Annotated in this window: 9 protein-coding genes and 1 other RNA gene; 5 read left to right on the top strand and 5 right to left on the bottom strand. The window is 70.5% G+C overall.

Features of this window, described 5'->3' with window-relative positions:
• Positions 1-4 precede the first annotated feature (4 nt).
• From CIK71_RS14765 to adh, 3 genes are all read right to left on the bottom strand, one after another.
• A complete protein-coding gene (locus CIK71_RS14765) occupies positions 5-796 on the bottom strand; it encodes a phytanoyl-CoA dioxygenase family protein (RefSeq protein ID WP_245857627.1) in 792 nt (263 codons plus the stop codon).
• A 296-nt stretch (positions 797-1,092) separates the two neighbouring features.
• The gene (locus CIK71_RS14760; RefSeq protein ID WP_338022888.1) at positions 1,093-1,485 is read right to left on the bottom strand and encodes a DUF779 domain-containing protein; all 393 of its coding nucleotides are present in this window, start codon (positions 1,483-1,485) and stop codon (positions 1,093-1,095) included.
• Positions 1,486-2,039: 554 nt separating this feature from the next.
• Positions 2,040-3,563 (bottom strand): aldehyde dehydrogenase, encoded by a 1,524-nt coding sequence (adh, locus tag CIK71_RS14755; RefSeq protein WP_096166444.1) that lies wholly within the window; start codon positions 3,561-3,563, stop codon positions 2,040-2,042.
• Between the two features lie 198 nt (positions 3,564-3,761).
• On the opposite strand from adh, the gene CIK71_RS14750 reads away from it, so the two are divergent.
• Positions 3,762-4,766 (top strand): aldo/keto reductase family protein, encoded by a 1,005-nt coding sequence (locus CIK71_RS14750; protein WP_096166443.1) that lies wholly within the window; start codon positions 3,762-3,764, stop codon positions 4,764-4,766.
• 348 nt (positions 4,767-5,114) lie between these two features.
• Here CIK71_RS14750 and CIK71_RS14745 read toward each other — a convergent pair whose 3' ends face one another.
• A complete protein-coding gene (locus CIK71_RS14745) occupies positions 5,115-6,692 on the bottom strand; it encodes an alanine/glycine:cation symporter family protein (RefSeq protein ID WP_096166442.1) in 1,578 nt (525 codons plus the stop codon).
• A 373-nt stretch (positions 6,693-7,065) separates the two neighbouring features.
• Here CIK71_RS14745 and ffs point away from each other — a divergent pair.
• From ffs to CIK71_RS14725, 4 genes are all read left to right on the top strand, one after another.
• Positions 7,066-7,162: signal recognition particle sRNA small type (gene ffs, locus CIK71_RS14740), an RNA gene on the top strand.
• 158 nt (positions 7,163-7,320) lie between these two features.
• Positions 7,321-8,247, top strand: a complete 927-nt coding sequence (locus tag CIK71_RS14735) for a CPBP family intramembrane glutamic endopeptidase (RefSeq protein ID WP_096166441.1) — start codon at positions 7,321-7,323, stop codon at positions 8,245-8,247.
• A gap of 139 nt (positions 8,248-8,386) precedes the next feature.
• Complete coding sequence (locus tag CIK71_RS14730) at positions 8,387-9,757, top strand: TIGR01777 family oxidoreductase (RefSeq protein ID WP_096166440.1); 1,371 nt, start codon at positions 8,387-8,389, stop codon at positions 9,755-9,757.
• A gap of 283 nt (positions 9,758-10,040) precedes the next feature.
• On the top strand, positions 10,041-12,491 hold the full coding sequence (locus CIK71_RS14725; protein ID WP_217990177.1) for a glycosyl hydrolase family 95 catalytic domain-containing protein: 2,451 nt from the start codon (positions 10,041-10,043) through the stop codon (positions 12,489-12,491).
• Between the two features lie 156 nt (positions 12,492-12,647).
• On the opposite strand, the gene CIK71_RS14720 is transcribed toward CIK71_RS14725, so the two are convergent.
• The gene (locus CIK71_RS14720; protein ID WP_096166439.1) at positions 12,648-14,060 is read right to left on the bottom strand and encodes an MFS transporter; all 1,413 of its coding nucleotides are present in this window, start codon (positions 14,058-14,060) and stop codon (positions 12,648-12,650) included.
• Between the last annotated feature and the right edge of the window lie 329 nt (positions 14,061-14,389).

The raw sequence follows: 14,389 nt of genomic DNA, 5'->3' as shown, positions 1-14,389 counted from the left end.
AGCATCATGCCTGCCCGACCCGCCCGGTGGGGTCGCTGCCGGCGAGGATCAGGCCCTGACCGAGGGACTCCTTGTGCTGGTCGGTCATCGGCGGGTCGGCCGGGTCGCGGAACTGGACCAGCCAGGTGGTGCGGGCCTCGTCGCTGACGTTGATCCCCGAGCTGTGCACCGTGAAGTAGGTGAAGAACAGGACGTCCCCGGCCTCGGCCTCCATCGGGACGAGCTGATCGGTGGGGAAGTCGGGGAGATGGAAGCTGCCCTGCGGATCGTGCTCGCGGGGGCCCTCCTTGTGGCTGCCGGGGGCGATGCGCACGCAGCCCTTCGCGTCCGGTGCGTCGTCGAAGTGGAAGATCGCAGCGGCGACCTTGTGGTTCTTGTGCGGGAAGAACGGGTAGTCCTGATGCGGCGGGAACGGCGAGCCGTTCTCCGGCGGCTTGATGAACATCTTGGTGTGGTGCAACTGCACGTTCGGGGTGCGCAGCACGGCCGCGGCCACGTCGGTGAAGCGGGGATCGGTGAGCAGCCTGGTGTAGGCGGCATCGTAGAACTGGGCGTCATGCAGGTGCTGCAGGCTGGTCTGCCGTCCCATGGCGACATCGGAGGCGGCGTCCCAGGTGGGGTCGTCACCGCGGTCGAGGCGTGCGATCAGCTCATGGCTGCGAGCACGGTACTCGGTTGCCTCCTCCTTGCTGAGGAGTCCCTTGACCAGGACGTATCCCTGCTCGTCGTAGGTGTCGGCCAGAGTGTCGAGGTGTTCGGGAGCTGTGGAGGGAGCTGTGGAGAGGGTGGTCATCATCGACCTTTCGTGCGGGAGTGGGTCGGTCAACTGTGCGTGCACATCGAGCCTAGGAACTGTGACCAGGACCCACCAGGCCGACGGCGGACGCGGATGTTCGCAGAACGGCCACGCCCGGCACGCCCACCCTCGACGGCTCCGCCCGCCTCGACGAGTGCGACGGCCCGGACGGCCGCCAAACGCTCAGCCGTTCTCCGACGGCTCCGCCCACCTCGATGGCTCCGCCCGCCTCGATGGCTCCGCCTGCCTCGATGGCTCCGCCTGCCGTGACGGCCATCGAGGCGGGGAGGGAGGCGTCAGCCCTCGAGCATTCGCGACCGGGTCAAGAACCTCTTCCCGTCGGGGGACTCGAGGCTGAAGCCGCCGCCGCGCCCGTCGACCAGGTCGATCGTGAGGTGCGTGTGGCGCCAGTATGCGAACTGCTCACGGCTCATCCAGAAGTCGAGCGGCGAGGTGGTGCCGTCGGGCAGCGGGACCTCGACGTGACCCATCCGCACGTCGGCGTCACCCGTGATGAAGTCGCCCTCCGGGTAGCACATGGGGGAGGAGCCGTCGCAGCACCCGCCGGACTGATGGAACATCAGCGGACCGTTGCGGTCGATCAACCGCTGCAGCTGTCCGACGGCGGCCTGGGTGAACGCGACCCGTGAGAAGTCCTCGCCCTCGATGGTGGGCTCGGCCTCGAGCACGTCATCGGTGCTGGTCGGCTCAGGCAGCGGCGGCGCCGGTGGCTGTCCCGGCTGCGGGGCAGGGGCCTGGCTGGAGACCCGCGCCTCGTACGGTGCTGGTGCTGGTGCTGGTGCTGGTGCTGGTGCTGGTGCTGGTGCTGGTGCTGGTGCTGGTGCCGGTGCCGGTGCCGGTGCCCGTGCTGGGACTGGTGCCGGAGCAGGCGTCGGCTGCCGCGGCCCGCCGAGCGGGGTCGTGGGAGGAGCACCCGGCGGAGGAGCGGCCGGAGGCGGCTGGTCGGGCTCGGGCGGCTCCGTCGGGGACGGCTCGGGCGGGCGCTCCGGCGGCCTGCCCGGCAGCGGCATGGGCGAAGGGCCCGGCGGCGGCGCGGTCGGGTCGGGTGGAGGCTCGGTGGGCGGCGGCCCCGGCGGCTGACCGGGCGGCGTCATCGGCGGTTCGCTCGGAGGCGGGATGCTGCTGCTCTGGGGGACTGCGGGCTCATTCATGATCTCTCCTCCAGGAGAAGGGCCGGCGGTGCGGTCGCGGAGTGCCCGCACCGCACCGTCGGCCGCATCGATCAGAAGAATCCGAGCTTCTGCTCGGAGTAGCTGACCAGCAGGTTCTTGGTCTGCTGGTAATGGTCGAGCATCATCAGGTGGTTCTCCCGGCCGATGCCCGAGGACTTGTAGCCGCCGAACGCGGCGTGCGCGGGGTAGGAGTGGTAGTTGTTCACCCACACCCGGCCGGCCTGGATGGCGCGACCCGCCCGGTAGATGGTGTTCTGCTGCCTGCTCCACACGCCGGAGCCGAGCCCGTACAGGGTGTCGTTGGCGATGGAGATGGCGTCGTCGTAGTCGCTGAAGCGGGTCAGCGCGAGCACCGGGCCGAAGATCTCCTCCTGGAAGATCCGCATCGAGTTGTTCCCCTCGAAGACCGTCGGCGTCACGTAGTAGCCGCCGGAGAGGTTCCCGCCGAGATCCGCGCGCTCGCCGCCGGTGAGCAGCTTGGCGCCCTCCTGCTTGCCGATGTCGAGGTAGGAGAGGATCTTCTCGAGCTGGTCGTTGCTGGCCTGGGCGCCGATCATGGTGTCGGTGTCCAGCGGGTCGCCCTGCGTGGTGGCCTCGACGCGCTGCAGACCGTCGGCCACGAAGCTGTCGTAGATCGACTCCTGCACCAGGGCGCGCGAGGGGCACGTGCACACCTCGCCCTGGTTCAGGGCGAACATCGCGAAGCCCTCGAGCGCCTTGTCGTAGTAGTCGTCCTTCGCCCAGGCGACGTCCTCGAAGAACAGGTTAGGGCTCTTCCCTCCCAGTTCGAGGGTCACCGGGATCAGGTTCTGCGAGGCGTACTGCATGATCAGACGCCCGGTGGTGGTCTCGCCGGTGAAGGCGATCTTCGCGATGCGCTTGTTCGACGCCAGCGGCTTGCCGGCCTCGGCACCGAAGCCGTTGACGATGTTCAGCACCCCGTCGGGCAGCAGGTCATCGATCAGCTCGGCGAGCACCAGGATCGAGGCCGGGGTCTGCTCGGCGGGCTTGAGCACGATGGCGTTGCCGGCTGCGAGCGCGGGAGCGAGCTTCCAGACGGCCATGAGGATCGGGAAGTTCCACGGGATGATCTGGCCGACCACGCCGAGCGGCTCATGGAAGTGGTACGCGACGGTGTCGTCGTCGATCTGGGAGAGGGAGCCCTCCTGCGCGCGGATCGCACCGGCGAAGTAGCGGAAGTGATCCGCGGCGAGGGGGAGGTCCGCGTTCAGGCACTCACGGATCGGCTTGCCGTTGTCCCAGGTCTCGGCGACGGCGAGCAGCTCGAGGTTCTCCTCGATGCGGTCAGCGATCTTGTTGAGGATGATCGCGCGCTCGGCGACCGACGTCTTCCCCCAGGCCGGTGCCGCGGCGTGCGCGGCGTCGAGCGCGACCTCGATGTCCTCTGCAGTGGAGCGAGCCACCTCGGTGAACACCTCGCCCGTCACCGGCGTGGGGTTCTCGAAGTACTCGCCCTTCACGGGTGGGACCCACTGGCCCCCGATGTAGTTCTCGTAGCGCGGCTTGAAGGTGACCTTCGCGCCCTCGGACCCTGGGTGTGTGTAGGCAGTCATGTGCTCTCCTCGGTTCTCGTCGTCGAGTCGGGAATGCGGCCCTCGGCCTCGGACTCCAGTTCGGGATCCGGTTCGGATTCCGGTTCGGATTCCGATTCGGGCTCCGGTTCGGGCTCGGATTCTGGTTCTGCGGCCGACGGACGCATTGTGGCGTGGGTCACCAGGATAAGCCCTGTCGAGCGGCCGTAGTGTGGGCGCATGGAACATCGTCACCTCGGCCGCAGCGGCCTCAAGATCAGCGAGATCATCTACGGAAACTGGCTCACCCACGCCTCCCAGGTCGAGGACGAACGCGCCCGCGCCTGCGTGCGCGCCGCGCTCGACTCGGGCATCAGCACCTTCGACACCGCGGACACCTACGCCAACACCGCCGCGGAGGTCGTGCTCGGCGAGGCGCTGAAGGGCGAGCGGCGCGAATCGCTCGAGATCTTCACCAAGGTCTACTTCCCGACCGGGCCCAAGGGCCACAACGACACCGGGCTGTCCCGCAAGCACATCCGCGAGTCGATCGACGCCTCGCTGCAGCGCCTGCAGACCGACTACGTCGACCTCTACCAGGCGCACCGGTACGACTACGCGACCCCGCTCGAGGAGACGATGCAGGCCTTCGCCGACGTCGTCCACTCCGGCAAGGCCCTCTACATCGGGGTCTCCGAGTGGAACGCCGACCAGCTCCGCGCCGGCCACCAGCTGGCCCGCGAGCTCGGCATCCAGCTGATCTCGAACCAGCCGCAGTACTCGATGCTGTGGCGCGTCATCGAGGAGCGCGTGGTGCCCACCTCCCGTGAGCTGGGGATTTCCCAGATCGTGTGGTCGCCGATCGCTCAGGGCATCCTCACCGGCAAGTACAAGCCCGGCGCCGAGGCGCCCGAGGGATCGCGCGCCCGCGACGAGAAGGGTGGCGCCGACATGATCAAGCGCTTCCTGGACGACCCGGTGCTCGAAGCGGTCCAGGGCCTCGAGCCGATCGCCGAGGACCTCGGACTCTCCATGGCGCAGCTCGCCGTGGCCTGGGTGCTCAGCAACGACAACGTGGCCGGAGCGATCATCGGCGCCTCCCGCCCCGAGCAGGTCACCGAGAACGTCAAGGCAGCGGGCATCACGCTCGATGCCGACGTGAAGGCCCGCATCGACGAGGTCCTCGGCGACATCCCCGAGACCGACGCCGCCAAGACCGTCTCCCCGGCGCAGCGCCTGGCCTGAGCAGGGCAGGGTCGGGTCGGGCCGGGCCGGGCCGGGGGTCGGGCCGGGCCGGGCCGGGGCCGGCCGGCTGGGTGCGCTGTCGTTGCAGCTTGCGTGCCCGCCCTGCGCGAATGGGGCCGCCCCGTTTCGGCCCGCACCAGCTGCAGGAGCTGGCTCGCTGTCGCGGACGGGCCGTAGGTGCGGTCATCTGGCGATATTGCCAGTGCACCTCACCAGCGGCCCGCGCAGGACAGGGCTCGACAAGATAGCCCGGCCCAGCCCAGCCCAACCCGGCCGGGACAGGTCGAGGGGCCGACCCGTCGCGATGACGGATCGGCCCCTCGTGGTGTCCTGCGGCGTGCTCCGGGGTCAGTCCTTTCCGGAATGGATCCCGAGCTTCTCGGGCGGAAGGTCGTCGCCGGTCTTGCCCTGGAGCTCGAGGCCGTCGGCCCGCAGCTCCCAGAACGTCGCACCCTCGATGCCGAGCTTGCGCGGATCGAACTGCGGATCCAGGCCCTGCTTCTTCTGTGCGCGATAGTCCTTGAGCGCCTTGAGGGCCGGGACCTGCAAGAACAGGATGCCGACGATGTTGAGCCAGGCCATCGACCCCACGCCGATGTCGCCGAGGCCCCACGCAGCACCGGCTGTGTTCACCGCGCCGTAGGCGACGGAGATCAGCACGAGGGCCTGCAGGATGCGCAGCAGCGCCCGGGCGAGCGTGCGGTTCTTGAGCTTGCGGGTGAGGTAGTTCAGGTTCACCTCGGCCATGTAGTAGTAGGCCACGATCGTGGTGAACACGAAGAACCCGAGGGCGATCGCGATGAACGTCGGCCCGAAGCCCGGGAACACCGAGTCCAGGCCCTGCTGCACGTAGCCCGGGCCGGGTTCGACATCGGTCGACAGGTCGCCGACGCCGGAGCCGATCACCGGGGACTCCCCGTCGGCCCAATCCTCGTTCTGGAAGGTGTTGAACATGCCTGTGGAGATGATGATGAAGGCGGTCGCGGAGCAGACGAACAGGGTGTCGATGTACACCGAGAACGACTGGGCGAAGCCCTGCTTGGCCGGGTGCGAGACCTCGGCGGCGGCTGCGGCGTGCGGGCCGGTGCCCTGCCCGGCCTCGTTGGAGTAGATGCCGCGCTGCACGCCCCACTTGATCGCGAGGCCGACGATCGCGCCGAAGATCGGCTGGACGCCGAAGGCGCTGCCGAAGATCAGGCCGAACACCCGCGGGATGTCCTCGAAGTTCATGAGGAACACGACGACCGCGACGATGATGTAGAAGATCGCCATCACGGGCACCACGACCACGGCGAAGTGCGCGATGCGCTTGACGCCGCCGATCACGATGAAGCCGAGCAGGATCACGAGGCCGATGGCGGTGACCCAGGTCGGAATGCCCCAGGCGTTGTCGATCGCGGAGGCCATGCCGTTGGCCTGCACGCCCGGCAGGAAGAAGCTCATCGCGATGATCGTGACGATCGCGAACAGGATCCCGTAGAACAGCGACAGGCCGGGAGCCTTGTGCTTGTAGGCCTTCTCGAAGTAGTACGCCGGGCCGCCGCGGTACTCGCCCGTGTCGCGGTCCTTCTCCTTGTAGATCTGCCCGAGGGTGCACTCGATGAACGAGGTGGAGGCGCCGAGGAAGGCGGAGGCCCACATCCAGAACACGGCACCGGGTCCGCCGAAGGCGATCGCGGTGGCGACGCCGCCGATGTTGCCCATGCCGACGCGGCCAGCCAGGGACATCATCAGCGACTGGAAGGAGGAGGTGCCGTCCGGGGAGACGTTGCCCTTCTTGAGCTGGTTCAGCATGTCAGGGAGATTGCGGATCTGGAGAAGTCCGGTGCGGATCGTGAAGAAGAGCCCGACGATCAGGCACAGGCCGATCAGGGGGACCGACCAGATCAGGTTGTTCGCACCTTCGATCAGGAAGTCGATGCTCATGAGCTGCTCCTGGGTAGAGGATAAGGATGTGCGCAGGGGGTGGGGACCGGAAGAACCGGACCGCGGACCGGCCAGCTGACGTCTTCGGCGAGCTGGGATGTGAAGGCGGTCACGGATCGGCGCTGAAGGCACACTAACCGCTCGGGGCGCCGGATCGCGCGATCCGGGGGCGAACCGGGGGTCTCGTGACGTTCTCGTGACCACGTTCGTGCCGGGTGCGGGGCGACGGATGAAGCGGGCGCGGTCGGTGCGGGCATGGGTGCGGGCATGGGTGCGGACACGGGGCGGCGGGGCGCGGAACGGGGCTCGCGGAGGGGCCGACGTGATGTGCGCCCTCCCGTTTGGAACCAGCGTGAGCGCCCCCTACACTGGTCACGACCCCTCGTGCGGTGTCATCTTGCTGAACTCCCCCAGGGCCTGACGGCAGCAAGGGCAGGTGAGCTCTGGCAGGTGCACGAGGGGTCGCCTCATGCCCGGATGCACCTCGTGCCCCGCCTGCGCCGACCGGGGGTTGCCCCCACCCGAGCCGGGTGGATCTCCTGGTTCCGGGCACGCGTGCCCGCTTCCTAGCGTGGGAGACCACGCGGAGCCCGCCCTGGTGCCCGCGGATCCTCACCAGGAGCGCACGATGTCCCCGATCGCCGCCTCGCCGACTGCCGCCGACTCCCCGGCGCCCTCCTCCGCCACCACTATCTCCGCCCCCGACCTGCGCCGCGTGCTCACCTTCCTCGGCATCGCGCTCGTCGTCAGCACCGCCGCATCCGTCCCCTTCGCGACCGGCCTGCTGCCGGGGTCCGCCGTCGGCCTCGTGGTGCCACTCGCCCAGCTGTCCCCGTTGCTGGCGGGATTGATCGTGCGACGGCGCGACGAGACCGTCGGCCGCTCCCTGGGTCTGACCGTCCCCTCGTGGTCGGCCCTGGCCATCGCGTCCCTCGCCGCGATCGTCGCCTTCGTGATGGTGCCGCTGGCGCGGGCGCTGGTGGGCATCGGTGCCGGTGCCCCACTGCTTGCCGACACGGTCTCTGTACAGGCACTGCTGCTCGCCGTGCCGCCGGTGCTGATCATGCAGGCTCTGTTCGCGATCGGTGAGGAAGCGGGCTGGCGCGGCTGGCTGCACCGCGAGCTCGCACCGCTCGGGTTCTGGCCGATGTCGCTGCTCATCGGGGTGGCCTGGGCGCTCTGGCACGCCCCGATCGTGCTCGCCCTCGGCCTCGGCCCGCGCGAGGCCGTGACCTATCTCGGCACCATCGTCGCCGTCGCGCCGCTGCTGTCCGCGCTGCGCGATATCTCGGGCACCGCCTGGGCGGCCGTGCTCGGGCACGCCCTGTTCACCAGCGTCCGCGTCGCCCTCGAGCAGAATGTGCTGGGGCCCGTCGGCCCGAGCACCGCCTGGCTGCTGGATCTCTGCTCCTGGTTGCTGTGGATCGTGGCGGCCTGGATGGTGCTGCGCGTCGGCGGAGCGCTCACGTCGGCCGGGCGCGCAGGGCGGATCGAGAACCTCCCGCCGCAGAGCGTGACCGAGCACGGTCCTGCGGGTACCGTCCCCGGTGCCTGAGCCGGGGCGGGGCGCCGCGCCTCCCATGCCGCCGGCATCCCGCGCCCCGCGCCTCCCGCGCCCCGTGCCTCACGCCCTTCCCCCGCGGCCGCACGAGCCGTAGCGTGACGGGACCACTTCTGCGAGGCAGGGAGCCGCCGTGAGGATCGAGACCGTCCATCGGGTCGCACGTCCGCAGCCCGACGTCCTGGCCTGGTACGACAATCCTGGAGCGCTCGTGAGGCTGACCCCGCCCGGGCTCGCGTCGGCGGATGATCCCACCGTCGGCGGCATGCGCGGCGGTCGACTGGTCGGGACCCGCTTGGGCCCGCCGATCCTCCCTGACCTGCTGCGACCCCACTGGATCCTGCGCCAGGTCGAGCACGAGCCGGAGGGACGGTTCGTGGACCAGCAGGTCCACGGCCCCTGGCGCACCTGGCGACACGAGCACCGTCTCGAGGCGGAGGGGAGCGGCACCGCGATCCGCGACAGCGTCGAGGTCGAGCTGCCGCGCCGGCTGGAGCGGCTGGCCCCGGTGGTCGAGTCCCAGCTGCGACGCCTGTTCGCGTTCCGCGCCCGCCAGCTGCACGACGATCTCGCCTTCCATGCCCGCTACGCCCACGTGCCTCGCCGCACCATCGCGATCACGGGCTCCTCGGGCCTGATCGGCACCCAGCTCGCGGCCCTGCTCGAGACCGGAGGGCACACCGTGCATCGGATGGTCCGCGAGCACGACGTCGCACCGGGGGAGATCTCCTGGGATCCGCGGGCCGGAGAACTGGACCCGTCGGACCTGGAGGGTGTCGACGTAGTCGTGAACCTCGCCGGCCGCTCGATCGCGACCCGGTGGTCCGCTGCGTCCCGGCGCGAGATCCGCGACTCCCGGATCAACGGCACCATGCTGATCTCCCGCACAGTGGCCGGGATGCGGGAGGGCCCCGCGGCGCTGGTGCAGGCCTCCGCGATCGGCCTGTACGGGCCTCGGCGACCCGGGGAGCTGCTCACCGAGGCCGACCCCGGAGGCGAGGGGTTCCTCGCTGACCTGGTCCGCGACTGGGAGGGCTCCAGCCATGCCGCCGCCGAGGCGGGTGTGCGGGTCGCGCACGTGCGCACCGGGATGGCCCTCAGCGACGCCGGCGGCTCCTTGCTGCCGCAGCTGCCGTTGTTCCTTGCCGGCGTGGGCGGCCGGCTCACCGATGGTGAGGCCATGACCTCGTGGATCTCGCTCGACGACATCGTGCGCGCGTTCGGCCATGCGGCGCTCTCGGCCGACGTCGAGGGCCCGCTGAACGGCGTCGGCCCGCAGCCCGTCACCGCGCGAGAGTTCGCCCGTACCCTGGGGAAGGTGCTCCGTCGTCCCGCGGTGGTGCCGGTACCGCCGGCCGGCCCGCGGCTCGTGCTCGGCAGCGCTGCCGCCGACGAGCTGATCAGCGTCGACCAGAACGTCTCCTCGGCCCGTCTCGAGGCCAGCGGATTCGTTCCGGCCCACGCCACGCTCGAGGACGCGCTGCGGCACGTGCTGCGGCGCTGAGGCCCGACGAGACCCGTCTCGCTCGAGCCGAGGGGTCGGAGGTCTGGGTGAGTCCGCGCCACGACCTCGCTACGACCTCGCCACGGCCGACGCCGGACAGGATTCGCGAATGCTGCATTTTCCGTGCCCGCGAATGGGGTTTCGGATAGTGTTCCTCGCGGAGAGTCCGACGCGATGGTGCCTGCGGAGCGTCCTCAGTGACCCGATGTCTGCGGGTGATCGTCGAGAACCGACCATCACCGGTGGCCTGGCGCCCTGGGAGGTCCGAGGAAGGATTGACCAGATGCATCCCTCACACGATCCCGCTCCGACGCGCCGGCGCATGCTCGGCGTCGCCGCAGCGCTCGGTGCCGCGAGCGCCACCGTTCCGGCGGCTGCCGATCCTCCCGCTCCTGATCCTGTCGGTCCCGGCGCGACGAAAGCGGGGACCGTCACCGCGACTGCCGGCGACGGCTCCGGCGAGGGGAACGGCTGGGCCGATGCCCCGGACCCCGCCTCGGTGCTGTTCCTCGACGCCCCGGCGACCGAGTGGGTCGACGGCACGCTGCCGATCGGCAACGGCCGCGTGGGCGCGACCTTCTTCGGCGATCCCGTGCGCGGCGTGGTCCAGCTCAACGAGATCAGCCTCTGGGCCGGTGCGATCGACTACGACAACGCGCTGAACGGCGACGACGACGGTGACATGGACACGTCCATGACCGGCTTCGGCACCTACCTCTCCGGCGGCCGTCTGCTGATCGATGTGCTCGGGGCCGACGGCTCCGACGAACCCGTCGAGGGTGCGGAGCTGCGCCGCGAGCTCGACGTCGCCACCGGGCTGCACACCATGACCTCCCAGGCTCCCGGAGGAGTCGTCGTGCGCCAGGAGGCCTTCGCCTCCACCCCGGCGGATCTTCTCGTGCTCGCTCTGGACGCCGAGCAGCCGCTCCGTGTGGAGCTGGCGCTGGAGAGCGACCAGGAGGGCACGGAGCTGTCGGCCGATGTGGACGAGCGGACGCTCTGGGCGACCGGCACGCTCGGCAACGCTCTGCAGCATGCGACGGCCGTGCGGATCCTGGAGAGCGATGGGACGGTGGAGTTCGCTGCAGACGGAGTGTCCGCGCAGATCCACGAGGTGACCCGGCTCGTGCTGCTGGTGGACCAGGCCACGGACTACGTGCGTGACCCGCAGAAGGGCTGGCGCGGCGCCGACCCCGCGCACACCGCCCGTCGCCACCTCGCCGGCGCCGCCCGCACCGGGCACGCCGACCTGCGCAGCCAGCACCTCACCCATCTCACCGAACGCACGTCGCGGGTGGACCTGCAGGGGATCGACTCGTCGGCCGAGGTGCTGGCGCTGCCCCTGGATCAGCGGCTCGAGCGCGTTGCGGAGGGGGAGGAGGACCCCTCGCTGGAGAGGCTGCTGTTCTCCTACGGGCGCTACCTGCTGCTGTCCTCCTCGCGGGAGGGAGGGCTGCCCGCGAACCTGCAGGGGCTGTGGAACGACTCCAACTCTCCGGCATGGTCCTCGGACTACCACTCGAACATCAACCTCCAGATGGCGTACTGGCCTGCCGAGATCAGTGCGATCCCCGAGACCCATGAGGCGCTGATCGGATGGTTGATCGCCAGCAGGGAGTCGCTTCGTCGGGCGACCCGGAACGCCTTCGGCCCGGTGCGCGGCTGGACAGCCCGCACCTCCCAGTCGCCCTGGGGCGGCAACGCCTGGGAGTGGAACACCGTGGCCAGCGCCTGGTATGCCACGCATGTGATCGAGCACTGGGATCACGGACGCGATGAGGACTTCGCCCGCGAGATCGCCTGGCCCTTCGTGGACGAGGTGTGCCAGTTCTGGGAGGACCGCCTGATCGAGGGGGAGGAGGGGACGCTCCTCGCGCCCGATGGCTGGTCACCCGAGCACGGCCCCCGCGAGGACGGTGTCATGCACGACCAGCAGATCGTGCGCGAGCTGTTCGAGGGCGCCGCCACCCTGGCCGAGGCGGTCGGGGCCGACGAGATCCGCCGCGACGAGCTCCGAGCGGTCGCCGAGAACATCGCCGGGGAGAAGATCGGATCCTGGGGTCAGCTGCAGGAATGGCAGGAGGACCGCGATGATCCAGCGGACCTCCATCGCCACACCTCGCACCTGTTCTCCCTGTTCCCCGGCAGCCACATCACCCCCGCCACCCCCGAGCTGCAGCGCGCCGCGAAGGTCTCGCTGCTCGCCCGCTGCGGGTTGCCTCCCACCGACGACGGCACGGACCAGCCGGCCGATTCCCCGGTCCCCGAGGACTTCGAGTCGCACGTCAGCGGCGACTCGCGACGGTCGTGGACCTGGCCCTGGAGGGCGGCGCTGTTCGCACGCCTCGGGGACGGCGATGCCGCTCATGCGATGGTGCGCGGCCTGCTGCGCTACTCGACGCTGCCGAACCTGTGGGCCACCCATCCGCCGTTCCAGATGGACGGGAACTTCGGGATCACCGCAGCGATCGGCGAGATGCTCGTGCACAGCCATGAGCGCACGGCCGACGGGCAGGTGCTGGTGCGCCTGCTGCCGGCGCTGCCCAGCGCCTGGGCGCCTGCCGGCTCGGTGAGCGGGCTGCGCGCCCGCGGCGGGCTCGAGGTGAGCGTGAGCTGGCAGGACGGCGCGGTCACGGACTGGTCCGTGGAGGCGGCGACGCCGGGGGCCGTGGGCAGCGCGGTGGTCGTCGTCGACGGGCAGGAGACCCCGATCGAGGTCGCGCCGGCGAGCTGAGCCGGCTGCCGTGCTCCACCCTGCTGGCATGCCGCCGGGTGGGCGCGGGCAGCGCAGCGGTGTTCAACGGGGTGCAGGCCGCTTACGGGCGCGGTCCGCTCAGAAGCGCTCAAAGGGCGCGGTCCGCTCAGAGAGGCTCGGAGGGGAGCGGGCCGCTCAGAGGTGCTCGGAGGGGCGCTCGGCGAGCAGCCGGGCCTCCTCGAGGAGCTCCTCGTCGGCCACGGAGAGCTCGCTGCCCTGCGACGCAGTGCTCTCGGACGGGGTGTCCTCGGACGGGCCGCTTCCCGTGGTGGAGCTCGCCAGGGTCGCGCCGTCCTCCGTGAAGTCCTGGACAGGCTCCTGGCAGGCCAGGGCGTTGAGCAGGGCCGCGATGACCACGAGGCCGGCGGCGCCCATGGGCAGCCACATCGACGCCTGGACGCCCGCGCTCTCGGCGACCGCGCCGGTCAGGGCCGAGGCGCCGGACTGGCCGACGATCGTCGCCGATCCCACCATCGTCATCACGGTCGCGGAGCGTCCCTGAGGGCTGCGCGCGGCGGCCAGGCTGAACAGCGTCACGACCGTCGGCCCGATGCCGATGCCGGCGACCGCCATCGCCCCGATGATCCCGGCCAGCCCACCGGAGAGCCCGAAGGCGATCATCGCGGCGAGCATCAGCGAGGAGAACACGAGCCAGCGGGCGCGCAACCGGAACCGCTCGGGGAACAGGGTGATGCTCAGGGCGAGGATCGTGGAGCCGATGCCCATCACGCCGTAGACGAGGCCGGCGGAGTCGCCATGACCCGTCTCGGCCAGGAAGGCCGTGAGCGAGGTGAGGACGGTGCCGAAGAAGAGCCCGACGCCCAGCGCGCCGGCGACCACGACGAGCACACCGAGGGCACGCAGCTCACGCGCGGGCGCCTGGGTCACCGGCTCCTCGGTGGTGGGAGCGGCCACCTTCGCCGTCGGATGCAGGGCGAAGGCCGTGACGAACACCAGCGTGAGCACGGCGGCGCCGATCATCGGCGCGGCCGGGCTGAGCGTGGTCGCGAGCAGCCCGACCACGACGGGGCCGAACACGAAGGCGGTCTCGTCGGCCGCGGACTCGTAGCCCATCGTGCCGTTCAGGCTCTTCGCACGGCGCGCCGAGGGCAGACGGGTGAGGATCAGCTGCACCAGCCGACTGCGCGAGAACGGTCCGATCTGCGGTGAGGTCGCGCCGATGACGAAGCCGACGGCGAGCACCGCAGCATCCGGCAGCGGGCTGAACGCCACCGCGGCCATCGCGAGCAGCGCCAGGGAGTTCACGATCCCCGCGGCGAGGATGACGCGGCGCTGGCCGATCCTGTCGGCCGCGGCGCCGAGCAACGGGCCGATCAGCGCCGAGCCGAGGCCGACGACCGCCGAGTTCACTCCGCCCAGCGCGATCGACTCACGAGCGGAGACGACGAGGGTGAGCGTGCCGACGACCATCATCGCGAAGGGGAAGCGAGCGATGAACGCGATCGGGAAATAGGCGGCGCCGGCGACCCCGCGCAGGGTGGCGGGTGCCTGCTGCGCATCGGTGGCGGGGAGGTGAGGCGTGGACATCGCTGCTCCGGACGGTGAGGTGCCGCCTTGGACGGTCCGACGAGGGACCCGAGGTAGATGCACTGCGGGGGCCCGTGGAGCCGGGCCGATCTGACGGCCCCATCCTAAGGACGGCCCGGGGGATCGGCGAGGGTTCACGGCGCGGCGGTGCGCGGTGTCACCACGGCGGCCACTGCACCTGCTCACCACGCTCGTTCACCGCATCCGTTGACCGCGCCTGTTTCCGCCTCCGGTCACCGCGCCTGTCCACCGCACTCGCTGCTGCGGCCCCGCGGGGTCTGTCGTCTTCGGGGCGACCTGTCGCCGCCGGGCCGTGGGTGAGGAGCACT

It is taken from the genome of Brachybacterium alimentarium, from assembly GCF_002332425.1.
Lineage (GTDB): Bacteria > Actinomycetota > Actinomycetes > Actinomycetales > Dermabacteraceae > Brachybacterium > Brachybacterium alimentarium.
Note: the sequence above shows the minus strand (reverse complement) of the source record. Positions and strands in the feature narration are given on the sequence as shown.